This is a genomic window from Streptomyces sp. NPDC031379 (assembly GCF_055569615.1).
This window is the reverse complement of the sequence record NZ_JBVIIT010000004.1, coordinates 45,265-68,691: the sequence shown is the minus strand read 5'-3', so window position 1 is coordinate 68,691 and position 23,427 is coordinate 45,265. Positions and strand designations below refer to the sequence as shown.

The following is a 23,427-nucleotide window of genomic DNA, read 5'->3' as shown; positions in this document are numbered from 1 at the left end:
CGGATCAACGTACGACGGCCGGCCGGCTCAGGGGGGCCGGTGCCGGGGCCCGCCCCGCCCGCGACGGCCACCAGCTCCGCTCGCCGAGCAGCAGCATCGCCGACGGCAGGACGAGGACGCGCACCACGAAGGCGTCGATCAGCACGGCCGCCGCGAGCACGAACCCGATCTGCTTCATCTCGATGATGTGCAGGAAGACGAAGCTCACGAACACGGTCGTCATCACCACGGCCGCGCTGGTCACCACGCTCGCCGAGCGCCGGAGCCCGTCCAGCACCGCCTGCCGTGTGGGGGTGCCGGCCCGTACCGCCTCCTGGATCCGGCTGACCACGAACACCTGGTAGTCCATCGACAGCCCGAAGAGGATCACGAAGAGGAACAGGGGCACCCGCGAACCGATCGACCCCGTGGAATCGAAGGCCAGCAGCCCCTCGGCCCAGGTGTGCTGGAAGACGAGGACCAGCAGGCCGAGAGCGGCAGCCGCCGACAGCAGGTTGAGTACGACGCCGATCAGGGCGAGGACGGCGGAGCGGAACGCGTACAGGGTCATCAGGAACGTCACGAGGAGCAACGCCCCCAGAACGAGCGGGAGTCTGCCGTCCTGATGGGCGGGATAGTCCTGGTAGCGGGCGACGTCGCCGGTCACGCCGTACTCGGCGCCGGCGATCCGGCCGACGGTGGCGGGCAGGAGACCGTGCCGCAGGCGGTCCAGGGAGTCGTACGCCTGACGGGAGTTGCCGAGGTACGGGACCCTCAGCTCCAGGGTGCTGGTCCGGTGGTCGGCGGAGGTGCGCACCGGGGAGGAGCCGGCGAACATCGGGTCGCCGGCGGCCCGTCGGGCCAGCTCGCGCAGCTCCCCGGTGACCTCCGCGGACCGCGCCGCCTCGGCCCGTACGACGACCTGGTGGGTGACCCGCCGCTCGGGGAACGCGTCGTTGAGCCGGTCGTACACGCGCATCGCGGGGATCGCGCGGGAGTGCGTGTCCCGGCTCATCTCGGTGATCCTCAGGCCGGTCAGCGGGAGGGCCAGGGCGAGGAGGGCGAGGAGGGAGACGCACAGCGTGGCCAGCGGGTGCCGGGCGGCGGGCCGCAGCAGCGCGGACCAGAACCGGCCGTCGCCCTCGCCCCGGATCCGCCGTGCGGGCTTCCCGCGCTCCGCCCGCCGCCGGGCCCTGCGCTCGGCCCGCCTGCCCAGCACGGTCAGCAGGGCGGGCAGTGCGGTCAGGGAGCTGGCCATCGCGACGAGGACGACCACGACCGTGCCGGTGGCGAGCGAGGAGAAGATGACGTCCGAGGCGAGGTACAGGGTGGCGGTGGAGGCGACGACCGCGAGCCCCGAGACGACCACGGCCCGCCCGGAGGTCGCCGCGGCCAGCTCGACCAGTGCCTCGCTGCTCAGCCGGCCGCCGGCGCGGGCTCGCTCCTCGCGTTCCCGCTTGAGGTGGAAGAGCGTGTAGTCGACGCCGACCGCCAGACCGATCATGAGGATGACGTTCGTGCCCACGCCCGCGTCGGGAGCGAGGTGCGAGGCGAGCGTCGCCAGGCCCACCGCCGCCGCGATCGACGACAGGGCCAGCAGCAGCGGTACGGCGGCCATGGTGACCGAGCCGAACACGGCCAGCAGGGTGAGCAGGGTGACCGGAAGCGTGATCCGCTCGGAGAGGGCGAGGTCCGCACCGCGCTGCTGGTCGACGCCCTTGCTGATGGAGGGGCTTCCGGTCTCCTGCAGGAGCAGTCCGGGGTGGTCCTTCCGGACGGCGGCGGTCTGCGCGAGCAGGGCGTCGACCTTGTCCTTCGCGTCCCGTTCCTCGCCCTTCAGGGCCACCTCGACCATGAGGACGCGGCCGTCGGAGGAGCGCACCGGGGCGTCCACGCGTGCGACCTCCGGCAGCTCTCGCATACGGCTGGTCAGCTCCCGCGCGGCCGAGGCGGCGGCCCGGTCGTCCCGGGCGCCAGAGCGGGCCGAGATCAGCACCTGTTCGGTGGACAGGCGTTCCAGGTGGGCGTCGGTCGCCAGGGCCTCGGCCCGCCCTGCCTCGCCGACCCGGTAGTCCGCCGTCTTCGCGCTCCGGGTGCCCACGGCGCTGCCGGCGCCCAGGCACAGCGCGACGAACAGCAGCCAGCCGAGGAGGGCCCGCCAGGGGTGCCGGGCGCTCCAGCGCGCCGCGCGCACAGTGAGTGTCTTCATGCCCAAAAGCCTTGCTGGGCAGGGCGTTTCATGGACACGGGTGCTCGGTTGAACCTGGCGTCAGCCGATCGGTGGACTCCGGGGGTGGGGAGAACCCCCGCGAGTCACGTCCTCGCGGGGGTTCTCTTTCATCCGCCTGCCGACGTGAAGGGTGAGAAGACGATCACGAGGCAGGACGATGCGGGGCGCCCGGGGGCCTCAGGGCGCCAGCAGCAGGGCGTTCGCGCGGGACTTGGCGGCCTCGTACCGGCGGGCCACGTCCTGCCAGTCGACCACCTGCCACATGGCCTCGACGAAGTCCACCTTCTGGTTCCTGTACTGCAGGTAGAAGGCGTGCTCCCAGGCGTCGAAGACGAGGATCGGGGTCGAGCCCTGGCCGACGTTGCCCTGGTGGTCGTAGACCTGCTCCACGATCAGGCGGCCGCTGAGCGGCTCGTAGGCGAGCACGCCCCAGCCCGAGCCCTGGGTGGTGGCCGCGGCCTTGGACAGCTGGGTCCTGAACGCGGCGAAGGAGCCGAAGGACTCGGTGATCGCCTCCGCCAGTTCACCCACGCCGTCGGCCGCCAGCGGCTCGCCGCCGCCGCCCTTCGGGCCGGTCATGTTCTGCCAGTAGATCGAGTGCAGGATGTGCCCCGAGAGGTGGAAGGCCAGGTTCTTCTCCAGGCCGTTGATCGACCCCCACGACTCCTTGTCCCGCGCTTCGGCGAGCTGCTCGATCGTGTCGTTGGCGCCCTTCACGTAAGCCGCGTGGTGCTTGTCGTGGTGCAGCTCGATGATCTCGGGGCTGATCACGGGCGCGAGCGCGGAGTAGTCGTAGGGCAGCTCGGGCAACGTGTACACGGGCATGGGTGATCCCCTCCGGAACCTTATTGCAAATAGCTTGCAACTACACGCTAGCAACAAGAGTGCCGGAACAACAGAAAGGCCCCCACGTGTCGTACGTGGGGGCCTTGCCGGGACGGCGCCGGGCGGGGATCAGCGCTTGGCGCGCAGCCGCTGCCAGGCGTAGCCGATCGCCGCCAGGGTCAGCGTCATGCCGCCCGTCGAGTAGAGCTGGAGGCGGGTGTCCGGCTCGCGGGCCATGAGGACGAAGATCGCGGCCATGCCGGCCAGGGCGACCCAGGTCAGCCAGGGGAAGGCCCACATGCGGACCACGAGCTTCTCGGGGGCCTCGCGCTCGATCCGGCGGCGCAGCAGCAGCTGGGAGACGGCGATGAAGATCCAGACGACCAGGATGACCGCGCCGATCATGTTCAGCAGCCACTTGAAGATGTCGTCCGGCCGCCAGTAGCTGAGCAGCACGCAGACGAAGCCCAGCACGCAGGAGGTCAGGACCGCGACCCGCGGAACCCCGCCGGAGAGCTTGGCCAGCACCTTCGGGCCCTGGCCGCGGTGCACCAGCGAGAAGGCGATGCGCGAGGAGCCGTAGATGTTGGCGTTCATCGCGGACAGCAGCGCCACCAGCACGACCACGTTCATCAGCTGGCCCGCGCCGGGGATGCCCAGGTGGTCGAGCGTGGCGACGTACGGGCCCTTCGCCACGACCTCCTCGGAGTCCCACGGGACCAGGGTGACGACGACCGCCATGGAGCCGATGTAGAAGAGGGCGATGCGCCACATCGCCGTGCGTACGGCGCTCGCCACGCCCCGCACCGGGTCCTCCGACTCGGCCGCCGCGATGGTGACCGTCTCCAGGCCGCCGTACGCGAAGACGGAGGCCAGCAGGCCGATGATCAGGCCGTTGCTGCCGTGCGGGAGGAAGTCCGTCAGGTGCGAGGTGCCGGGGGAGTCCGTGCCGGGCAGGACGCCCGCGATGGCCAGCCCGCCCAGGATCAGGAACAGGCTGATCGCGCCGACCTTCAGCGCGGCGAACCAGAACTCGAACTCGCCGAAGTTCTTCACGGCGGCCAGGTTCGTCCCGCTGAAGACGACCATGAACAGCGCGACCCAGACCCACTCGGGTGTGCCGGGCAGCCAGCCGGAGACGATGTGCGCGGCGCCGATGCCCTCCAGCCCGACCGCCGTGCACAGCAGGATCCAGAAGGACCAGCCGGCCGCGAAGCCGGCCCAGGGGCCGATCGCCCGCTCGGCGTGGGCGGAGAAGGAGCCCGACGACGGGTAGGCGGCGGACATCTCGCCGAGCATCCGCATCACCAGCATCACGAGGATGCCGGAGACGGCGTAGGCGATGACGATGGACGGACCGGCGGCGGCGATGCCCGCACCGGAACCGACGAACAGGCCCGCGCCGATCACGCCACCGAGGGCGATCATCGACAGGTGACGCTGCTTGAGGCCGTGGGAGAGGGTGGCGCCGTCGCTCTGTCGCGGGGGCGTCCCGGTCTTCGTACTGCTGGGCATAAGCGCGGCTCGTCCAGTGCAATAGAAGGGCAAAATCGCCCACAGTCTGGGCGGCCCGTCCGCTCACGCGAAGGGGCCGCCCAGTATCCGGACACCGGCCGTACGGAGAGTGAACGTCAGGTTACGCCGCGGCGAGCACCGGGGTGTAGTGCGAGGCGTCGCCCTCGATCGAGTGGCTCTCCTTGCCCTCGATGCCGACCGGCACGTCACCGGCGACGGTCACCCGGTGCAGGCGGCGCGGCTGACCGTCGTAGTTGTCGATGGCGTAGTGCTGGGTGATGCGGTTGTCGAAGAGGACCAGCTGGTTCTCCGACCAGCGCCAGCGCAGCACGTTCTCCGGACGGGTGACGTACGACTGGAACAGGTCGAGGACCTTGCGCGACTCGCCGGTGGACAGACCCACGATCCGCTGCGCGAACCCGCCGACGAACAGCCCGCGCTCCCCGGTCAGCGGGTGGACGCGGACCACCGGGTGGGCGGTGCGGTAGGTGATGGAGGTGAACTGGGCGCGCTGGGCGGCCCTGTCCTCGTCGATCTCCTCCTCCGGCACCGCGTAGTCGTAGTCGTTGGTGTGCTCGGCCCACAGCGTGTCGGCGAAGCGGCGCAGCGGCTCGGGCAGGTCGCGGTAGGCGGCCGCCGCGTTGGCGATCAGGGTCTCGCCGCCGTACGGCGGGATCGTGATCGAGCGCAGGGTGCTGGCCTGCGGCGGGTTGAGGACGAAGGTGACGTCGGTGTGCCAGTGGTTGGCGCGGCCCCGCTCGCTGTCCACGGGCAGCACGTTCGGGGCGCCCTCGACGGCGCCGACCGTGGGGTGGGCGGTGGTCAGGTCGCCGAAGTGGCGGGCGAAGGCCTGCTGGCCGGCGTCGTCCAGGTCCACGTCGTCGAAGACGAGCGCCTTGTGGGCGTTCAGGGCCTCGCGGATCGCGGTGACCTGCTCCTCGTCCAGCGGGCGGGAGATGTCGACGCCGGAGACCTTCGCGCCGATGCGTGCGGTGACCTTGGTGATCTCGATGGACATGTGCACAGGTCCTTTCAGACGAGGGTGGAGGCGGGGGCGAGGTACTGGTTGGCGGGGCGGGGCAGGCCGTAGCGCTCCCGCAGGGTCTGGCGGGGGCTGTCCTCGTATTCGGTGCGCAGCAGGCCGCGGGCGCGCAGCAGCGGGACGACGTGCCCGACGAAGGCGTCCAGGCCGGAGGGCAGCACGGCGGGCATGATGTTGAAGCCGTCGGCGGCGCCCTGCGTGAACCAGGTCTCGATCTGGTCGGCGACCTGCTCGGGCGTCCCGGCGAAGGTGAGGTGCCCGCGCCCGCCGCCGAGCCGGCCGATCAGCTGCCGTACGGTCAGCCGCTCGCGCCGGGCCAGCTCGACCACGAGGGTGTAGCGGCTCTTCGCCCCCTCGATGGCGGACTCGGGCGGCAGGTCGGCGGGGAGCGGGGCGTCCAGCTCCAGGGTCCCGGGCGGGAGCTGCAGCAGGCTCTCCAGACGGTCCACCCCGTGCTCGTGCACGATGTGCTCCTCCAGCAGCCGCTCGGCGGCCCGCGCCTCGGCCTCCGTCGACCCGAGGACGGGGACGATCCCGGGCAGCACCTTGATGTGCTCGGGGTCCCGCCCGGCCCGGGCGGTACGCGCCTTGAGGTCGGCGTAGAAGCCCTGCGCGTCGGCGAGGGTCTGCTGGGCGGTGAACACCGCCTCCGCGTACCGGGCGGCGAACGCCTTGCCGTCCTCCGAGGAGCCCGCCTGGACCAGCAGCGGATAGCCCTGCGGGGTGCGGGGCACGTTGAGGGCGCCGGCGACGCTGAAGTACGTCCCGCTGTGCCGGGGCGGGTGGATCTTGCTGTCGTCGCCCCAGACGCCGGCCGCCTTGTCGCCGACGATCGCGTCGTCCTCCCAGCTGTCCCACAGCTTCAGGGCGACATCGAGGAACTCGGCGGCGCGGGCGTACCGCTCGGCGTGCGCGGGCTCGGCGTCCAGGCCGAAGTTGCGGGCGGCCTCGGCGCCTGCGGTGGTGACGATGTTCCAGCCCGCGCGGCCGCCGCTGATGATGTCCAGCGACGCGAACTTGCGGGCCAGGTTGTAGGGGGAGTTGTAGGAGGTGGAGGCGGTGGCGATCAGGCCGATGTGCTCGGTGGCCGTGGCCAGCGCGGTCAGCAGCGTGAGCGGTTCCAGGGCGCCGGCCGGCCGCTGCGCGAGGTTGCTCCACAGCTGGGGGCCGTCGGCGAGGAAGAGCGAGTCGAAGGTGCCGCGTTCGGCGATCCGCGCCAGCTCGACGTAGTGGGCGAGGTCGACGTGCGCGTACGGGTCGCTCTCCGGCAGCCGCCACGACGCCTCGTGGTGGCCGGTGTTCATCAGGAACGCGTTGAGGTGGAGCCTTCTCGTGGTCACTGGTGGTCCTCCGTGACACCGAGCGCGGCCAGCAGCCGCTCGCGGTACTCGCCCAGCACCGGCTCGCGGTAGGAGCGCGGGTGGGGACGGTCGATGGTGAGGTCGAGTCCGATCCGGCCCCGGTCCAGGACGAGGACCCGGTCGGCGAGCACGATCGCCTCGTCCACGTCGTGGGTGACCAGCAGCACGGACGGCCGGTGGCGTTTCCACAGATCGCGCAGCAGGTTGTGCATCTTGATCCGGGTCAGCGCGTCCAGCGCGCCGAACGGCTCGTCCGCCAGCAGCAGTTCGGGCTCGCGGACCAGGGAGCGGGCCAGTGCCGCCCGCTGGGCCTCGCCGCCGGACAGCTCGCCCGGCCAGGCCCGCTCGCGGCCCCCCAGGCCGACCTCGGCCAGCGCGGCCCGGCCCCGCTCCTCGGCGTCCTTGCCGCCCAGGCCGAGCAGGACGTTCTCCAGCACCCGTCGCCAGGGCAGCAGCCGGGAGTCCTGGAACACCACCGAGACCCGCTCGGGCGCGGTGAGCTGCCCGCTCCCGGCCACCCCGTGGTCCAGGCCGGCGACCGCGCGCAGCAGGGTGGACTTGCCGGAGCCGCTGTGCCCGAGCAGGGCGGTGAACTGTCCTGCAGGCAGGTCCAGATCGATGCCGTCGAGGACCGTACGGCCCTCGAAGGAGCGGGTCAGGCCGCGCAGCTGGACGGCGGGCCGGGTCAGTTGCTCAGTGTGCGGCGCCACGACAGCACCCTCCGTTCGACGAGACGGACCACGCTGTCGGAGACCAGGCCGAAGACGCCGTAGATCAGCAGGCCGACCAGGATGACGTCGGTCTGGCCGTAGTTCTGCGCCTGGAACATCATGTAGCCGAGTCCGCTGGTGGCGTTGATCTGCTCCAGGACCACCAGGCCCAGCCAGGACCCGGTGACGCCGAGCCGGAGTCCCACGAAGAATCCGGGCAGCGCGCCGGGGATCACGACCTGGCGGATGAAGGCGAACCTGGACAGCCCCTGCACTTCGGCGAGTTCGACGAAGCGGCTGTCGATGCCGGACAGCGCGGCGTGCGTGTTCAGATAGAGGGGTATGTAGACGACGATCGCGATGATCGCGATCTTGAAGGTCTCCCCGATGCCCAGCCAGAGGATGAACAGCGGTATCAGACCGAGGGTGGGGATCGCCCGGTTGAGCTGCACGGTCCCGTCGATCAGCGCTTCCCCGGTCCGGCTGAGGCCGGAGGCGAGCGCGAGCAGCACCCCGGCGGTCAGGCCGATCGCGAAGCCGTAGCCGGCCCGCTCGAGGGAGGTCAGCACATCGGTGGGCAGTGTGCCGTCGGTCCACAGATGCCCGGCGGTCCTCAGCACCGTCCAGGGCGCCGGGATGGCACCGGTGTCGAGGGTTCCGGCGGCCGAGGCGCCGGCCCACAGGGCGAGCACGGCCAGCGGGCCGGCCAGCCGGGCGGCGGGCAGCCGCCGGCCGGGGGAGAGGCGGCGGCGCCTGCGGACCTGGGGGAGTTCCCCGGCCGCTGTCGCCGGTGCCGTGGTCGTCGTGGTCACGGTGGTCACCTCCGGTACTCCTCGGGTACGGCCTTGGCGGCGAGGGGCTCGAAGCGGTGGTCGAAGAGGTCGGACACGTCGAACTTCTTCACGAAGCCGCCCTCGGCGAGCAGGTCGGCGGTCTCCTGCTCCCACCTGATCGCCTCGTCCCAGCTGGGCGGGAAGAACGGCTTGTTGGCGAGCGCGGTGACGGCCTTGGCCTGGTCGAGGGTCAGGTTCTGCGTCTTGACGTAGAACTCCTCGTTCCACTCGTCCGGGTGCTCGTACGTCCACACCTGGCCCTTGGCCCACTGGGGGATGTAGGCGGCGATCGCGGCGGCCTTCGCCGGGTCGTTCAGCACGGACTGCGGCGCCCACAGCAGGTTGAGCAGGTCGACGACGTCCGTCTTGATGACGTGGGCGCCCTTGCCCTCGTACTGCTTCAGGTACGCCGGTGCCTGGCTGTTGCCGAGCGGTGCGATGTCCACCTGGCCGGACTGCAGGGCGGTCAGGAACTGGTTGCTGGTCAGCGGGACCAGCTTCACCTCGTCGTACTTCAGCCCCGCCTGCTTCAGTGCCCGCAGCAGGACGACGCCCTGGGCCTGCCCCTGGGAGAAGGCGAGCCGCTTGCCCTTGAAGTCCTCGACCGTGCCGATGTCGCTGCCGGGCTTGGTGGCGAAGAGGTAGTTGGGCTTGCGGGTGACGTTGATCGCCACGATCTTCGCTTCGAAGCCCTGGTAGTGCGCCTGGATCGGCGGGATGCCCGCGTTGTTGGCGAGGTCCAGGGACTTGGCGCGGAAGGCGTTGATGACGTCCGGGCCCGCCCCGATGTTCGCCCAGCTCGACACCGTGAAGGGCAGCTTGGGCAGCTTCGCCAGCTTGAACTGGAGCTGCTGGGTGTTCTGGTACGAGGCGATCTTGAGGCTGGTGCCGGCCGGGACCGTGCCGGCGAGCGGCTTGGCGGCGGCGGCCTTGGTGTCGGCGGAGGCATCGCCCTCGGCGCAGCCGCTGAGGCCCGCGACGGCGGCGGACGCCCCGACCAGGGACGTGAGAAAGGTACGACGGTGCATGGGAGGACTCCCAGGAGAAAAAGAGCGGAAAGGCAGGAGGAATTCCGGGAAACCAGGCCGGAGGAAGGGAAACTCACACAGCGGGAAACACGCGCTTCATGCGCGGCAATATGTCAGCAACAGAAGGTGCGACAGCTGGTGAGTACGTCCATGACCAGGATGTTCCCGGTCATCAGCGGCTCCTGTCAACATTCGGAGTTTCTGAATTAAATAGCCTCAGGTGATGCGCCCAGCGGATCCCGGTACAACACGTCGAGCGCCACGGATCCGCCCGCAAGTGCCAGCACGGAATCCGGGAAACTGGTCGGCAGCACGGCCGCCGCACGGCTGTCTCCGGCCGCTTCCCGCAGCGCGTTCAGGCAGTCCTCGAAGTGGATGACACCCAGCTCGGTCACCACGACGGTCTCCGGGTTCAGCACGTCCAGCAGCAGCCCGGCCGCCCGCCCGGTCATCCGGGCCCGGTCCACCAGCAGCCGCCGGGCCACCAGGTCCCCGTGCGCCGCCGCGGCCACCACATGCACCGGATTCGCCGAGTCGATCACCCCGGCCGCCCGGGCCCGCCGGCACAACGTCCGCTCGCTCAGCTCCACCTGGAGGCAGCCGGTACGGCCGCACGCGCACGGCTCGGTACCGCCCGGCACCGGCAGATGGGCGATCGCCCCGGCCGCCGAACGCGGCCCGTGATGCACCTCGTCGCCGGTCGCGAAGGCCGCGTCGACCACGTTGCCCACGAACAGGTGCAGCACGCTGCGGCTGCCCCGGGCCCGCCCGAACAGCCGCTCCCCGTGCACCAACGCCCGTGCGTGGCCGTCCACATGGACGGGCAGGCCGGTGCGGGCGCCTAGCAGCTCCCGCACCGGCACCTCCCGCCAGCCCAGCAGCTCGTGCTCGACCACGGTGCCCGTGTCCCGGTCCACCCAGCCGCCGACCGCCACCCCGACCCCCAGCGGGCGGCGCCCCGGCACCGTGGCGAGCAGCCCCGCGAGCCCCTCGGCGGCCCGCGCCAGCACCCGGCCCGGATCGGTCCGCTCGTGCTTCAACTCCCGCCGGGCCACCACCCGGCCCCGCAGATCCAGCAGCGCCACCGTGGTGTACGGCACGGCCACATGCACTCCGGCGACCAGGAACCGCGTGTCGTCCAGGTCGACGGGCACGTGCGGGCGGCCCACCCCGTTCGAGCGGCGGGGCGCGGCCGACTCCCGGATCAGGCCCAGGTCGGCGAGCCGGGCACAGTGCTCGGTCACCGACGCCGGGGACAGCCCGGTCAGCCGGGCGACGGTGCTGCGCGCCACCGGCCCGTGCTCCAGCACGGAGCGCAGCACGACGCTGGCACTGGTGCGCCGCCGGTCGCTGTCGGCGGCACGCGGAACGGGGGAGGGCAGGGTGGAAACCGCGGTACGGGGCATGGAGACCGTCCTCGGGAACGGGGCCGACACGTCTCGGAAGGCGAGGCGTGCCGCGCGGCCCGCCCCTACGGGGTTTCGTTCGGATCAGCTCGGATCAGGCCGCGGCGTCCGGTGCGGTGCGTCGCGAGGCGGAGGATCACCCGCGTACCGGGCGTACTCGGGTGGTCCGACAACGCGGCGAGGTGCCGTGCCGGACGTCGCGGACCCGGGCTGACCGAAACGAAGTCCCTTAACCCGGGCGGCGACAGGTGGCCGTGCCCTGGCGTCGCAGGTCGACATAGCGACGCGACGTGAAGTACCGGGCCTGGGCAACCATGCGTCCGAAGCTAGCAAAGCGCCCCCACGCTGCCCAGACGGCGACCGACGGGCGAGACGGGCGGCCGCCCGGCTTCGGCGGGCCCCGCTGCGACCGCGACGGGCGTCCGGATGTCCCCGACCACTCCACCGCAGTGACCGGTATCACGCCATGACCGGTGTAACCGGCAGCCTTTGTCTGGAGCCCACCACGTGCCCGTTCGAGCCTTTGTCGAGCGCTGACGGTGATCGGCGCGAGGGCGCCGGTATAGCGTCACGGTGTTCCCACCTGCCCAGACACCCGCGGAGTCCCCATGAGCACCGCCACCGCCACCGCTCGCCCCGGCGCAGTCCTCGCCGACCTGCTGCCAGCGTCCCGCGTCCGCGACGCCGCCCTCGTGCTCGGCGGTGCCGTGTTCACCGGCCTCGCGGCCCAGCTGTCGGTCCCGGTGCCCGGCTCCCCGGTGCCGGTGACCGGGCAGACCTTCGCCGCGCTGCTCGTCGGCACCTCGCTCGGCGCCCGCCGCGGCTTCCTCTCCCTCGCCCTGTACGCGCTCGCCGGTGTGGCCGGCATGCCGTGGTTCGCGGGCGGCACCTCCGGCGCGGGCGCCGTCTCCTTCGGCTACATCCTCGGCATGCTGCTGGCCTCCGCGGCCGTGGGCGCCCTGGCCCGCCGCGGCGCCGACCGCTCCCCACTGCGCATGGTGGGCACGATGATCGTCGGCGAGGCGATCATCTACGCGATCGGCGTGCCCTACCTGGCCCTGGCCGCCCACATCTCCGCGTCCCAGGCGATCGCGGCCGGCCTCACCCCGTTCCTGATCGGTGACGCCCTCAAGGCCGCCCTGGCGATGGGCGTGCTGCCCACCGCCTGGAAGTTCGTCAGCAAGCGCTGACGCCGTAGTTCCCGCGGAAGAGGTTCGCCGGATCGTGGCTCTCCTTGAGTCCGGCGAGCCTCTTCCGCGTCTCCGGGTCGTACAGCCCCGCCCCCCGGTCGCCCGCCCCGAAGGCGAAGTTGAGGGACCGGCCCAGCGTGTCACCGGCCAGCAGCGCGAACGCCGGGTCCAGCACGGACCGCGCCCGCTCCCGCTCCCCGACGCCGAGCAGCCGCACCAGGAACCGGCCCTCGCGGTACGGCACGGCGTTCGGCGCCGGCCGGGCCAGCGCCCCGCCCAGGTGATTGACCTGCACGACACACATCAGGTCCGCCTCCGGCCCGGTCCGCGCCAGCAGCTCCCCGGCCCGCTCGACGTCCAGCTCCCGCAGCACCGCGCTGTCGCCGTAGTAGGCGTGCGGGAAGTCCGGGTCGCTGTGGATGGTGTGGCTCTCGGCGTACGGCATCACACGCAGCGAGTCCGACAGCACCGGCCCGATCTCCCGCAGCGGCGCGACGAGTTCCTCGCCGTCCCCGCCCGTGTGGGCCACCCTGATCGAGACCACGTACGCGCCGCGCAGATGCGGTGGCAGGGCGGGCAGGTCGGGGTAGGGGACGGCGGCGAAGGACGAGGTCAGCCCGTCCGGCACGGTCCGCGTCCAGGCCTCGTACGCCCGCAGCACCACCGCCGGGTCCACCACGCGCCCGTCGAAGGCGAGCGAACCGCCGTACAGCGTCCGCACGGGTACGAGGCCGATCTCCAGCTCGGTGACGATGCCGAAGTTCTGCCCGGCGCCGAGCAGCGCCCAGTACAGGTCGGGGTCGGAGCCGGGCGTGACCCGGCGCGGTTCCCCGTCGGCGGTGACGACCTCCAGCCACCGCACATGGTCGGCCGCGTAGCCGAACCGGCGGGCCAGGATGCCCAGCCCGCCGCCCAGCGTGTACGACACCGCGCCCACGCTCGGCGCCGAGCCGCTCAGCGGTGCCAGGCCGTAGGGCTCGGCCGCCGCTATGACCTGGCCCCACCGCACACCCGCCTGCACGCGGACGGTACGGGCCCCGGGGTCGACCGTGATCCCGTCCATCCGCTTCGTCGTCACCAGCATCCCGCCCTCGTGACCCCCCGGCAGCCCGTGGCCGGTGGCCTGCACCGCCACCGGCAGGCCCTCGGCGGCGGCACACCGCACGGCGGCCGCCACCTCGGCGGCCGAGCGGGCGGCCACCACCACGGCCGGCCGCTGGGTGAACCCGAGCTGGAATCCGGCGAGTTCACCGGCGTAGCCGGGGTCGCCGGGGCGGAGGAGGATCAGGTCTGTGAGGTCGTCCACGAAGGTCATACGGCACAGGATGGCCGCATAACCTGACAGCTTCCGTCAGGTTATGCGGCCGCTTCCCGCCCGCTCCGCTCAGACCGGCCGGCGCCGCTGCGACCACCACAGCCCGGCCGCTCCGGTCGCGACCAGCGCCGCGCCGGCCGCGCCGAGCGGCAGCACGTCACGGCCCACACCGGTCCTGGGCAGCTCGTCGCCGCCCGGGGCGGCCGGCTTGTTGTCGGTGCCGAGCAGCAGCGGGGTGGCCGGGGCGTTCGGCGACGGGTTGGCCGTACCGAACGGCACCGGGCCCTGCTGCCAGAACGTCTTCTTCCCGTCCGCGGTCTGCACGGGCAGACAGATCCTGCCCTTCTTGCCCAGGTCGTACGTGGCCTGGACCGGGTACGACTTCGACGCGCCGGCCGCGAGCGTGCCGACCGGGCAGCTGAAGCCGCTGTTCGAACCGTCCGGCAGGTCCTTTTCGGGAATCGCCGAACAGCCCGGCACACCCGTGATCCTCAGTCCCTCGAAACCGACCACCAAAAGCCGCAGGCCCTTGGCGTCCCTGGTCCCCTCGTTCTTCACCGTGGCGGTGATCGCCGTTTTATTCGAACTGTTGTCGACCGAGATCTTCTCCGGCAGCAGCGTGCGCAGCCCGACACCTTCCGGAGCCTGGTCGACCGCCTTTCCCCCCTTGCCGCTGCCCGGTCCCTGGTCATCGGCCACCGACAGACCCGAAAGGATCAGCACGGCCGAGAAGGATGCCGTGACCAGCGATCCCATGATGGCCATCCGTTGACGAGAACTCATGTTCGCCCCCCTTGTAACCCCTGTACTGCGCCTGAATTCGCAGTACTTGAAGAGGTACCACAAGATTTCGCCACACTATGCTGGTACGGCCTGAAGCGTGACCGTTGTGTGGGGGCGGACACGCTCGTTGAGGGGGGTGCGCGGAATTGCCGGGGAATTTCACACGTGGTGGTGTTCCGGGGTTACTCGTGATGGGGCGCTACCGGTTGGTCGAAAGCATCGGCCAGGGGGGAATGGGGCGTGTGTGGCGGGCCGTCGACGAAATGCTGGACCGGTTGGTCGCGGTGAAGGAGATACGCATAGACGGCCTGGACGCCGAGGACGTCCGCACCCGCCGGGAACGCACCCTGCGCGAGGCCAGGGCGACGGCCAGGATCGACCATCCCCACGTCGTCCGCGTGTACGACGTGGTCGACGAGGGCGAACGCCTCTGGATCGTCATGGAGTTGGTCGCCGGACACTCGCTGGAGCGGATCACCGCGGAAGGGGGTGCGCTGAGCCTGCGTGAGACGGCGCGGATCGGACTGGGCCTGGTGGCGGCACTGCGGCAGGTCCATGCCCGGGGCGTGCTGCACCGGGACATCAAACCGGGGAACGTCCTGGTGGAGGACAGGGCCGGGGGCCGGGTGGTCCTGACCGACTTCGGCATCGCCGCGATCCAGGACGCGAAGGCGCTCACGATGGCCGGCATGCTCGTCGGATCCCCCGACTACATGGCCCCCGAACGCGTCTCCGGTCGCCGCCAGGGCCCGCCGTCGGACCTGTGGTCGCTCGGCGCGACCCTGTGCGCGGCCCTGGCGGGCCGGTCCCCGTTCTCCCGGCACACGACACTCGCGACCCTGCACGCCGTGCTGTACGAGGAGCCCGAACTCCCGCCTGCGGGCCCGTTGCGCGACCTCCTGGCGGCCCTCCTGCACAAGGACCCGCACTCCCGACCCGGCCTGGCGGACGTGGAGGCGGCCCTGGCGGCGGTGGCCCTGCCTGCGCCTGCGCCTCCGCCTCCGCCTCCGCCTCCGCCTCCGCCTGCGCCGGCGGAGGCAGGAGAGCGGGCGGAGCAAAGGGCGTCCGCCCGGGCCGGCGACGGCTCCGGCACCACCCCCGCCGGCCTTCCCGGCCGGGCTCAGGCCGTGACCGAGCCGCGCGCGGGCGGGCCGTACGGCTCCCCGCCCACGGCGGATCCCCGTGGTCCCGCGGACCCCGGCCTGTCCGACGGCCGTCCGGTGGGCCCCCGTCGCCGTACCGCCCTTCTGGCCGTGCTGGGAGCCGGTGCGGTGACGGTCGTGGTCACCCTGCTCCTCGTCACCGCCTCCACCGGCGCGCGCCACGGCGCCCGCGCGGGCGGCACCGCGGCCTCCTCCGCGTCCCCTCCCTCTCCGGCCTCCTCACCCGTGTCCTCCTCGCCGGCGTCCCCCACGCCCGCGCCCGACGGCACCGTCCGTCCGCGCACCCTGCCGCCGGGCGCGCGACGGGAGGCCGGCGGCTTCGCGTGGGTCACGCCGGACGGCTGGCGCAGGGACGTGAAGACTGGCGCCGAGGTGCACTACACCTCGCCCGACGGGCGCCAGGAACTCGTGGCCAAGTCCTCGCTGGCCCGGGGCGATCTCATGGAGACCTGGCGCCGCTCCGAGCGCGACGCCCGCCGGGGCAGGGACTACGTCAAGATCCGGCTGGCGGAGACCACCTTCCAAGGGCACCCGGCGGTCGTCTGGGAGTACACCTTCTCCCTCGCGGGCACCCCCTGGCACGCCCGCCTGCTCGGCTTCGAGGCGGAGGGGACGTCGTACCAGGTCAACACCTGGTACCAGCCGGGCATCGAACCACGGGCCCTGAAGACGTACAGCACGGTGAAGGAGACCTTCACCGTGCTGTAGCCGGGGACGAGGGAGGGTCAGGCGGTGGGCACCTTGTCCTCGATCTCGGCCGCGGGCGCCTCGGCGGTGCGGCCCGCCGACATCTTCTGCTTCACGAAGGCGAGCCCGATCACGACGGCCGCGACCAGCAGCGACAGGCTGACGGTCTTGCGACCGCTGCTCGGGCCCTCCGTGTCGGTGAGCATGTAGCCGAGGACGAACACGATCATCGCGGCCGTGGCCCAGGTCAGGTACGGGTACAGCCACATCTTCACGACGAGCTTCTCCGGCGCCTCACGCTGGATGATCTTGCGCATCCGCAGCTGCGAGAAGCAGATCGCCAGCCACACGAACAGGGCCACCGCACCGCTGGAGTTGAGCAGGAACAGGAAGACGGTGTCCGGGAACTTGTAGTTGAAGAAGACCGCCACGAAGCCGAAGACGACCGACACCAGGATGGCCGTCATCGGCACACCGCGGGAGTTGGTGCGGGCGAACGCCTTGGGGGCGTCACCGCGCTGGCCGAGCGAGAAGGCCATCCGGGAGGCCGTGTAGAGGCCGGAGTTGAGGCAGGACAGCACCGAGGTCAGCACGATGACGTTCATGATCTCGCCGGCGTGCGCGATGCCGAGGGAGTTCAGGGCGGCGACGTAGGAGCCGTCCTTCGCGATGGACGGGTCGTTCCACGGCAGCAGCGAGACCACGACGAGGATCGAGCCCAGGTAGAAGACGCCGATCCGCCAGATGATGCTGTTGGTGGACTTGGTGACCGCGCGCTGCGGGTCCTCCGACTCGCCGGCCGCCAGGGTGGCGATCTCGCTGCCCATGAAGGAGAAGACGACCAGCAGCACACCGGTGAGGATCGCGCCCGGACCGTGCGGCAGGAATCCGCCGTGACTCGTCAGATTGCCGAAGCCCGCCTTGTCGGAGTCCACGCCCGGCAGCACGCCGAACACGGCGAGCAGGCCGATGACGACGAACGCGCCGATCGCCACGACCTTGATGCCGGCGAACCAGAACTCGAACTCGCCGTAGGAGCCGACGGAGACCAGGTTGGTCGCGGTCAGGACGACCATCACGATCAGTGCCCAGCCCCACTGCGGGACGGCCGGGATCCAGCCCTCGAGGATCTTGGCGCCGGCGGTCGCCTCCACGGCGAGCACGACGACCCAGAAGAACCAGTACAGCCAGCCGATGGAGAAGCCGGCCCAGCCGCCGAGGGCACGGTCGGCGTGAGCGGAGAAGGAGCCGGAGGTGGGGTTCGCGGCCGACATCTCACCCAGCATCCGCATCACGAGGACGACGAGGGTGCCGACGAGGGCGTACGACAGGAGGATGCCGGGGCCCGCGGTGGCGATACCGGTACTGGAGCCGACGAAGAGTCCGGCACCGATCACACCACCGATGGCGATCATCGACAGGTGACGGTTCTTGAGACCTGCTTGAAGTCCGGAACCAGGGGTCATGGGACGGATTTCCTTTGCGCCGGTGTGCATTTCCCGCACAGGAGGGGGGTGCCGTTGTGTGGCGATGTACGGGGCCTCGCACGAGCGGTGTACGAGGCGGTCCAGTGAATCCGAGGCGAATCAATTCGGGAACCTCTGAATCCAGATTGTTACTTGAGGTTTCCTTGAGGTTCTATGCCCTAGCTCACATCTCACCGGCGTCGGCACCCGGAGCTGCTGCCCCGATACAGGCGTGTCACACTCGTGGCATGCGCGTGTATCTCGGCTCCGACCATGCGGGCTACGAACTCAAGAACCACCTCGTCGAGTGGCTCAAGGCCGCCGGCCACGAGCCCGTCGACTGCGGGCCGCACATCTATGACGCCCAGGACGACTACCCGCCCTTCTGCCTGCGGGCCGCGGAGAAGGCGGCCGGGGACCCGGACGCCCTCGGTGTCGTGATCGGCGGCTCCGGCAACGGCGAGCAGATCGCCGCGAACAAGGTGAAGGGCGTGCGGGCGGCCCTGGCCTGGAGCGAGGAGACGGCGGCCCTCGGCCGGCAGCACAACGACGCCAACGTGGTGGCCGTGGGTGCGCGCATGCACAGCACCGACGAGGCGACCAAGTTCGTCGAGGTCTTCCTCAGCACCCCGTTCTCGGGTGACGAGCGTCACATCCGCCGCATCGACATGCTGTCGGCGTACGAGACGACCGGCGACCTGCCCCCGATCCCGGCCCACCACCCGCAGCAGGACTGAGGCTCCCCCTGGGGGCGGGAAGGAACAGAGGACCGTGCCAGAGGGGCACACGATCCACCGGCTGGCGCATGACTACGCCGCCCGCTTCTCCGGCACGGCTCCCCGCGTCACCAGCCCCCAGGGCAAGTTCTCCGACGCCGCGGACCTGCTGAACGGTGCCGTGCTCACGGCCACCGAGGCCCACGGCAAACACCTCTTCCTGCGGTTCCGGGACGCCGACTGGGTCCACATCCACCTCGGCCTCTTCGGCAAGGTCGGCTTCGGGGACGCCCCCGCGCCCCCGCCCACCGACACCGTCCGGCTCCGGCTCGCGACCGACACCTCGTACGTCGACCTGCGCGGCCCCACCACCTGCGCGCTGATCACGGACGACGAGAAGCGGGCCGTCCACAGCCGGCTCGGCCCCGACCCGCTCCGCGAGGACGCCGACCCGGGCGCGGCGTACCGCAGGATCTCCCGCAGCCGTACGACGATCGCCGCGCTGCTCATGGACCAGAAGGTCGTGGCGGGCGTCGGCAACGTCTACCGCGCCGAGGTCCTCTTCCGGCACGGCATCGACCCGTACCGCGCGGGCCGGGACATCACCCCGGCCGAGTGGGACGCCCTCTGGGCCGACCTGGTCGAGCTGATGCGCGAAGGGGTCCGCAACAACCGGATCGACACCGTACGGCCCGAGCACACCCCGGAGGCGATGGGCCGCCCGCCCCGCGTGGACGACCACGGCGGCGAGGTCTACGTCTACCGCCGCGCGGCCCGGCCCTGCCACATCTGCGGCGACGACGTCCGCACCGCCGGCCTCGCCGCCCGCAACCTCTTCTGGTGCCCGACCTGCCAGACACGGTGACCCGGGGTCCGTCCCCGGACGGCAGGCCCTAGAAGCCGTGCGAGAGCCACGGCGCCACCGGTGAGCCGAACGCCACCGACGCCTGCGCCAGCGCCCCCGGCCGCAGCTCGCGTACCCGCCCGGCCGCCGCCAGCGACAACAGGGTCACGCCGCCGAGGCAGGCCGCGCCCAGCTCCCGTACCGCGAGGGCGAGATCGGGTGCGTCCGTCGTGCGCGCGCAGGACGCGCCCGCGGCGTCCCCGGTCAGCCGCCAACGCCCCGCGTTCCACGGGCAGAAGGCGTCCTCGACGTCGAACACGACGTCCACCGGTGTCAGATACGTGCGGGCCGACAGGGCCGCGCCGACGTCCACGAGACGGATGTACCCGGCGTCCCGCATCCGCGTCCGGCAGCGGCGGATGTCGGAGACCAGGTGCTGCCAGGCGTCGTCGACCGGGCGGCGCCGCACCGTCAGCGTCGTCATCAGGTCGATGCCGAACAGGAAACGCCACAGCGCGCCCTCGGTCGCCGGATCGAGCGCGGCCAGGTCCTCCAGGGTGACCGTGCCGTCGTGTCCGCTCGGCCCCCAGCCCATCTTGGTGCGGAAGCGCGCGTAGCCGGTGACCTCGCCGTCCTGTTCGGCGACCACGCACTGCAGCGCGGACGCCCCCTCCCGGTCGCTCTCCGGGTCGACCAGGCCGGCCCGCTCCCAGCCGGGCCGGCGGGCCAGCATGCCCGGGCGGCGGGGCACCAGGGCCGCGTACACCGCCTCGCACTCCTTCAGGGCGTCGGCGGGCGACGTGTAGCGCACGCGGACCTCGTCGGTGCCCGCGGGCAGCGCCAGGGCGACCCGGCCGGTGTCGATCTCGGCGCCGACCTGGAAGGTCGCCGCGCCGTACCCGAAGCGGCCGTAGATCGCGGGCTCGGAGGCGAACAGCGCCGCCAGCGGCTCGCCCTTGGCGTGCGCGTCGTCCAGCAGCCGCCGCATCATCGACGTCAGCACCCCGCGCCGCCGGTGCGTCGCGGCCACGCTGACCATGGTCACGCCCGCGGTGGGCACCTCCGCCCCGCCCGGCACGGTCATCCGGAAGCTGAAGGCCCCGGACGTACCGACGATCGCGTCCTTGTCCCAGACGGCCAGGGAACGGTCGAACTCGGTGAGTGATTTGTCCAGTTCACGCTCTTCGGGCGAGGTCGGCCCACCGCCGAACGCGCGGACCAGGTGGTCCCACCACCGGTCGAACTCCTCCGGGCGCAGCGTCTTCAACTCGGTCGTGTGGTCAGTCCCCATGAGCCATGCCTATCAGGGCATTGCGGGACGAGCCAGCGAATTTCTCCCGGACGGCGGCGCGACGGCCGCGCGTGCCGTTCACTGTGAGGACGCACCGCGAAGCGAGCGGCGACGACGAACGGCGCGGCGGAGCCTCGCACGGGGGACAAGTGGGACCTCCCGTGCCAAGCGGCCGGTCCGATGGATAGGGTCCCGAACTGATGGCAGCAGGACGAGAGCGGCGTGCGAAGGCCGAGACGTTCACAGCCCGGTGCAAGATGCAGTGGCACCGGGCACGCGTCGGCCTGCGCAGAAGTGCCGTCGACTACTTCCGCGGCGACGGCTCGGACTGGATCGCGTTCGTCGGACTGCTGCTCGTCATACCCGTTCTCGCGGCCATGACCCTCGTCGACTCGGTGTGGTGCTCGCCGGCCACCCTGGTGCTGCCGATCGTCGCGGGCGGCCTGCTGCTGCGCCCGGCGAGCCTGCTCGGGCTGTACGCGGCGGCGGCCACCGCGCTGATCGTGGAGTCGGTGCGCCTCGGCCCGTACACCGAGGGGCCGTCGCGGGTCACCCCGGGCGTGGTCCTCGTGGTCGCCGCGTGCGGCTTCTTCGGGCTGCTGACCGCGCAGTTCCGCAGCCGGGTCGGGGTGCCCTGGCGGCGCGGCGGCACCATGCTCTTCGACCTGCGCGAGCGGATCCGGGTGCAGAGCAAGCTGCCGAAGCTGCCGCAGGGCTGGCACCACGAGATGGCGCTGCGCCCGGCCGGCGGACAGTCCTTCTCCGGTGACTTCGTCGTCGCGGCCCGCACGAACGGCGGCCGCACGCTGGAGGTCGTGCTCACGGACGTGTCCGGCAAGGGCATGGACGCGGGCTCGCGCGCCCTGCTGCTGTCCGGTGCCTTCGGCGGCCTCCTCGGCTCGCTCCCCCCGCACGCCTTCCTCCCGGCCGCGAACGGCTACCTGCTGCGCCAGGACTGGGACGAGGGCTTCGCCACCTCCATCCACCTGGTCCTGGACCTGGACTCCGGGGACTACGAGTTGTACTCCGCGGGCCACCCGCCGGGGCTGCAGCTCAGCGCGGGCAGCGGCCGCTGGGAGGAGAAGGCCGCCGAGGGGCCGCTGCTGGGTGTGTACGACGGTGCCCAGTTCGACCCCGTGAAGGGGGCGCTGCGGCCCGGTGACGTGCTGATGGTGTTCACGGACGGACTGGTGGAGACCTCCGACCGCGACATCGTCGAGGGCATCGACCGCCTCACCGGCGAGGCCGACCGCTACGTCGCCGGCGGCTTCCACGGTGCCGCCTGGCACCTCATCGAAGCGGTCGCGAAGGATGTCAACGACGACCGCGCCCTCCTGCTCATCTGCCGCCAGGCCTCGCCGAACGGCCACTGAGCCGGGACCGGGGGCCTGCCCTCGGGCGCACCGCGGTCACCGTTCCGGCCCCGGGCGGCCCCGCGGCGGGAGACACTGGCGGGGTGACCGAGACGCAACTCACCCCGGCCGAGGTCGAAGCCGTCGCGCGCGCCGCCCACGAGGGGCAGACCGACAAGGCGGGACGGCCCTACGCCGAACACCTCGCGGCCGTCGCCGAGGGCGTCCGCGCCCGCGGCGGCGACCCGGAGCAGATCGCGGCGGCCTGGCTGCACGACTCGGTCGAGGACGCCGCGCTCACCCGGGAGTGGCTGGCCGCGGCCGCCCTGACCCCGCGCACCAAGGCCATCGTGGACGCCCTCACCAAGCGCCCGGGGGAGGAACCGCAGGAGTACGCCCGCCGGATCCTCGCCACCCCGGGCGCGCTGCTGGTGAAGGAGTCCGACCTGGCGCACAACGCCGACCCGGGGCGGCTGGCCGCCCTGCCCGAGGCGACCCGGAGACGACTGACCGAGAAGTACGCCCGGATGCGCGCACTTCTCGGCCTGGACCCGGCCGGCTAGACGCCGACCTTCTCGCGCTCGCGTTCCTCGCGCTGCCGTTCCCGGGCCAGTTCGGCCGCGTCCTGCTTGAACGCCCACTCCATCTTCGGCTCCATCGCGAAGCGGAAGACGCGCTGCACCGGCTTGGTGCACAGCAGGGTGACGGCGGCGGCCGCGAGGACGGTGACCGCCATGTCGCCCAGGGCCCCGTACTGATCGGCGAGGTCGAACCCGCCCGTGTAGACGGCGCTCTTGACCACGAAGCCGTGCAGCAGATAGCCGTACAGCGTGCCCGCGCCGAGCGCGGTGAACCACGTGCGGCGGCCCGGCACCCAGGCGAGGAAGCAGGCGGTCAGCAGCAGCGCGCAGCCGAACATGGCCAGCGTCATGAGCGGCCCGGTCCACCAGGGCGCACCGAGATCCTGCGCGGAGAACTGCCGGTAGAACCATCCGCCGTCCACGCGCGGCACGGTCCACCAGCCGACCGCCAGCGCGGCGGCGAACACCGGCACGGACAGGATCCGCACCCGCCGTCGGCGTATCAGCGCGAAGTGCTCCGGCTTCAGCAGCAGACCGACGACGAAGCACGGCAGGAACTGCAGGACGCGGCCGAGGTCCAGATTGTCGTCGATGCCCCGGGTGGCCGACGCGACCATGGCGATGCCGAGCGCGATGGGCAGCGGCCAGCGCACCACCTTCCACAAGGGGGTGGTCAGCCGCCAGATGAACAGCGCGCACAGGAACCAGGTCAGGTAGTACGGGGAGACCAGGCTGATCGGGTCGTCGGCCTGGCCCGCGTAGCGGCGGAAGAGCGAATAGGCGACCTGGAACAGCAGGTAGGGGACCGCGATGCCGGTGACCAGCCGCTTCAGCCGGTCCGGGCGCATGTCGAAACTGCGGGAGAAGTAGCCGGAGATGACGATGAACGCCGGCATGTGGAAGGTGTACACGACGTTGTACAGGCCTTCGAGCACCCGGTTGTCGGTCTTGATCGCCGACCAGGAGTGTCCCAGCGCCACCAGCACGATCGCCAGGTACTTGGCGTTGTCGAAGAACGCGTCGCGCTGTCTGCCCGGTCTGTCGGTCGGTGACTGCCTTTCCTGCGCACGCGTCGGGGTACGCGGACCGGGCACTCCGCGCGCCGGCGAC

At 71.7% G+C, this 23,427-nt stretch carries 20 protein-coding genes; 6 read left to right on the top strand and 14 right to left on the bottom strand.

Translation table 11 applies throughout. The features are described from left to right. Nucleotides 1–4: 4 nt before the first annotated feature. From ACZ5CW_RS07125 to ACZ5CW_RS07085, 9 genes are all read right to left on the bottom strand, one after another. Entirely contained in the window at nucleotides 5–2,188 is a 2,184-nt protein-coding gene (locus tag ACZ5CW_RS07125) for an MMPL family transporter (RefSeq protein WP_468599145.1), read from the bottom strand. 198 nt (nucleotides 2,189–2,386) lie between these two features. Beyond that, complete coding sequence (locus ACZ5CW_RS07120; RefSeq protein ID WP_468599143.1) at nucleotides 2,387–3,034, bottom strand: superoxide dismutase; 648 nt, start codon at nucleotides 3,032–3,034, stop codon at nucleotides 2,387–2,389. A gap of 129 nt (nucleotides 3,035–3,163) precedes the next feature. Continuing rightward, nucleotides 3,164–4,549, bottom strand: coding sequence for an amino acid permease (locus ACZ5CW_RS07115; RefSeq protein ID WP_468599142.1), 1,386 nt, complete (start codon nucleotides 4,547–4,549; stop codon nucleotides 3,164–3,166). A gap of 121 nt (nucleotides 4,550–4,670) precedes the next feature. Beyond that, entirely contained in the window at nucleotides 4,671–5,567 is an 897-nt protein-coding gene (locus ACZ5CW_RS07110; RefSeq protein WP_468599141.1) for a TauD/TfdA dioxygenase family protein, read from the bottom strand. Between the two features lie 14 nt (nucleotides 5,568–5,581). Then, complete coding sequence (locus tag ACZ5CW_RS07105) at nucleotides 5,582–6,931, bottom strand: LLM class flavin-dependent oxidoreductase (RefSeq protein WP_468599139.1); 1,350 nt, start codon at nucleotides 6,929–6,931, stop codon at nucleotides 5,582–5,584. Further along, nucleotides 6,928–7,662 carry an ABC transporter ATP-binding protein gene (locus ACZ5CW_RS07100; protein WP_468599138.1) on the bottom strand — a complete coding sequence of 245 codons (735 nt, stop codon included), beginning with the start codon at nucleotides 7,660–7,662 and terminating at the stop codon, nucleotides 6,928–6,930. The genes ACZ5CW_RS07105 and ACZ5CW_RS07100 overlap by 4 nt, the downstream gene beginning before the upstream one ends. Further along, nucleotides 7,638–8,483 (bottom strand): ABC transporter permease, encoded by an 846-nt coding sequence (locus ACZ5CW_RS07095; RefSeq protein ID WP_468599137.1) that lies wholly within the window; start codon nucleotides 8,481–8,483, stop codon nucleotides 7,638–7,640. The genes ACZ5CW_RS07100 and ACZ5CW_RS07095 overlap by 25 nt, the downstream gene beginning before the upstream one ends. After that, complete coding sequence (locus ACZ5CW_RS07090; protein ID WP_468599135.1) at nucleotides 8,480–9,523, bottom strand: ABC transporter substrate-binding protein; 1,044 nt, start codon at nucleotides 9,521–9,523, stop codon at nucleotides 8,480–8,482. Before ACZ5CW_RS07090 ends, ACZ5CW_RS07095 begins: the two co-directional genes overlap by 4 nt. A gap of 206 nt (nucleotides 9,524–9,729) precedes the next feature. Further along, the gene (locus tag ACZ5CW_RS07085; RefSeq protein WP_468599133.1) at nucleotides 9,730–10,929 is read right to left on the bottom strand and encodes an ROK family protein; all 1,200 of its coding nucleotides are present in this window, start codon (nucleotides 10,927–10,929) and stop codon (nucleotides 9,730–9,732) included. Between the two features lie 608 nt (nucleotides 10,930–11,537). Here ACZ5CW_RS07085 and ACZ5CW_RS07080 point away from each other — a divergent pair. Beyond that, nucleotides 11,538–12,119, top strand: a complete 582-nt coding sequence (locus ACZ5CW_RS07080) for a biotin transporter BioY (RefSeq protein WP_468599131.1) — start codon at nucleotides 11,538–11,540, stop codon at nucleotides 12,117–12,119. Here ACZ5CW_RS07080 and ACZ5CW_RS07075 read toward each other — a convergent pair. Then, the gene (locus ACZ5CW_RS07075) at nucleotides 12,106–13,434 is read right to left on the bottom strand and encodes an FAD-binding oxidoreductase (protein ID WP_468599129.1); all 1,329 of its coding nucleotides are present in this window, start codon (nucleotides 13,432–13,434) and stop codon (nucleotides 12,106–12,108) included. The two genes, ACZ5CW_RS07080 and ACZ5CW_RS07075, sit on opposite strands and share 14 nt — an antisense overlap. A 69-nt stretch (nucleotides 13,435–13,503) precedes the next feature. Further along, nucleotides 13,504–14,217, bottom strand: coding sequence for a hypothetical protein (locus ACZ5CW_RS07070; RefSeq protein WP_468599127.1), 714 nt, complete (start codon nucleotides 14,215–14,217; stop codon nucleotides 13,504–13,506). A gap of 233 nt (nucleotides 14,218–14,450) precedes the next feature. On the opposite strand from ACZ5CW_RS07070, the gene ACZ5CW_RS07065 reads away from it, so the two are divergent. Next, nucleotides 14,451–16,088, top strand: a complete 1,638-nt coding sequence (locus tag ACZ5CW_RS07065) for a serine/threonine-protein kinase (RefSeq protein ID WP_468599126.1) — start codon at nucleotides 14,451–14,453, stop codon at nucleotides 16,086–16,088. Nucleotides 16,089–16,105: 17 nt separating this feature from the next. Here ACZ5CW_RS07065 and ACZ5CW_RS07060 read toward each other — a convergent pair whose 3' ends face one another. Further along, a complete protein-coding gene (locus ACZ5CW_RS07060) occupies nucleotides 16,106–17,533 on the bottom strand; it encodes an amino acid permease (RefSeq protein WP_468599125.1) in 1,428 nt (475 codons plus the stop codon). A gap of 248 nt (nucleotides 17,534–17,781) precedes the next feature. On the opposite strand from ACZ5CW_RS07060, the gene ACZ5CW_RS07055 reads away from it, so the two are divergent. Both ACZ5CW_RS07055 and ACZ5CW_RS07050 read left to right on the top strand, forming a co-directional pair. Continuing rightward, entirely contained in the window at nucleotides 17,782–18,270 is a 489-nt protein-coding gene (locus ACZ5CW_RS07055) for a ribose-5-phosphate isomerase (protein ID WP_468599124.1), read from the top strand. 34 nt (nucleotides 18,271–18,304) lie between these two features. Next, the gene (locus tag ACZ5CW_RS07050) at nucleotides 18,305–19,114 is read left to right on the top strand and encodes an Fpg/Nei family DNA glycosylase (protein ID WP_468599122.1); all 810 of its coding nucleotides are present in this window, start codon (nucleotides 18,305–18,307) and stop codon (nucleotides 19,112–19,114) included. Between the two features lie 28 nt (nucleotides 19,115–19,142). Here ACZ5CW_RS07050 and ACZ5CW_RS07045 read toward each other — a convergent pair whose 3' ends face one another. Beyond that, a complete protein-coding gene (locus ACZ5CW_RS07045; RefSeq protein ID WP_468599120.1) occupies nucleotides 19,143–20,384 on the bottom strand; it encodes a GNAT family N-acetyltransferase in 1,242 nt (413 codons plus the stop codon). A gap of 200 nt (nucleotides 20,385–20,584) precedes the next feature. Here ACZ5CW_RS07045 and ACZ5CW_RS07040 point away from each other — a divergent pair, with 200 nt between their 5' ends. Together ACZ5CW_RS07040 and ACZ5CW_RS07035 are read left to right on the top strand one after the other, a co-directional pair. Further along, the gene (locus tag ACZ5CW_RS07040) at nucleotides 20,585–21,757 is read left to right on the top strand and encodes a SpoIIE family protein phosphatase (protein ID WP_468599119.1); all 1,173 of its coding nucleotides are present in this window, start codon (nucleotides 20,585–20,587) and stop codon (nucleotides 21,755–21,757) included. Between the two features lie 83 nt (nucleotides 21,758–21,840). Continuing rightward, entirely contained in the window at nucleotides 21,841–22,299 is a 459-nt protein-coding gene (locus tag ACZ5CW_RS07035) for an HD domain-containing protein (RefSeq protein WP_468599117.1), read from the top strand. Here the strand turns inward: ACZ5CW_RS07035 and ACZ5CW_RS07030 are convergent. Then, nucleotides 22,296–23,411 carry an acyltransferase family protein gene (locus ACZ5CW_RS07030; protein WP_468599518.1) on the bottom strand — a complete coding sequence of 372 codons (1,116 nt, stop codon included), beginning with the start codon at nucleotides 23,409–23,411 and terminating at the stop codon, nucleotides 22,296–22,298. The genes ACZ5CW_RS07035 and ACZ5CW_RS07030 overlap by 4 nt on opposite strands. Nucleotides 23,412–23,427 lie beyond the last annotated feature (16 nt).

What these genes read in the sequence shown, in the direction of transcription:
- ACZ5CW_RS07125 (WP_468599145.1), bottom strand. Translation starts at nt 2,188, where the DNA reads ATGAAGACACTCACTGTGCGCGCGGCGCGCTGGAGCGCCCGGCACCCC.
- ACZ5CW_RS07120 (WP_468599143.1), bottom strand. Translation starts at nt 3,034, where the DNA reads ATGCCCGTGTACACGTTGCCCGAGCTGCCCTACGACTACTCCGCGCTC.
- ACZ5CW_RS07115 (WP_468599142.1), bottom strand. Translation starts at nt 4,549, where the DNA reads ATGCCCAGCAGTACGAAGACCGGGACGCCCCCGCGACAGAGCGACGGC.
- ACZ5CW_RS07110 (WP_468599141.1), bottom strand. Translation starts at nt 5,567, where the DNA reads ATGTCCATCGAGATCACCAAGGTCACCGCACGCATCGGCGCGAAGGTC.
- ACZ5CW_RS07090 (WP_468599135.1), bottom strand. Translation starts at nt 9,523, where the DNA reads ATGCACCGTCGTACCTTTCTCACGTCCCTGGTCGGGGCGTCCGCCGCC.
- ACZ5CW_RS07085 (WP_468599133.1), bottom strand. Translation starts at nt 10,929, where the DNA reads ATGCCCCGTACCGCGGTTTCCACCCTGCCCTCCCCCGTTCCGCGTGCC.
- ACZ5CW_RS07080 (WP_468599131.1), top strand. Translation starts at nt 11,538, where the DNA reads ATGAGCACCGCCACCGCCACCGCTCGCCCCGGCGCAGTCCTCGCCGAC.
- ACZ5CW_RS07075 (WP_468599129.1), bottom strand. Translation starts at nt 13,434, where the DNA reads ATGACCTTCGTGGACGACCTCACAGACCTGATCCTCCTCCGCCCCGGC.
- ACZ5CW_RS07070 (WP_468599127.1), bottom strand. Translation starts at nt 14,217, where the DNA reads ATGAGTTCTCGTCAACGGATGGCCATCATGGGATCGCTGGTCACGGCA.
- ACZ5CW_RS07065 (WP_468599126.1), top strand. Translation starts at nt 14,451, where the DNA reads ATGGGGCGTGTGTGGCGGGCCGTCGACGAAATGCTGGACCGGTTGGTC.
- ACZ5CW_RS07060 (WP_468599125.1), bottom strand. Translation starts at nt 17,533, where the DNA reads ATGACCCCTGGTTCCGGACTTCAAGCAGGTCTCAAGAACCGTCACCTG.
- ACZ5CW_RS07055 (WP_468599124.1), top strand. Translation starts at nt 17,782, where the DNA reads ATGCGCGTGTATCTCGGCTCCGACCATGCGGGCTACGAACTCAAGAAC.
- ACZ5CW_RS07045 (WP_468599120.1), bottom strand. Translation starts at nt 20,384, where the DNA reads ATGGGGACTGACCACACGACCGAGTTGAAGACGCTGCGCCCGGAGGAG.
- ACZ5CW_RS07040 (WP_468599119.1), top strand. Translation starts at nt 20,585, where the DNA reads ATGGCAGCAGGACGAGAGCGGCGTGCGAAGGCCGAGACGTTCACAGCC.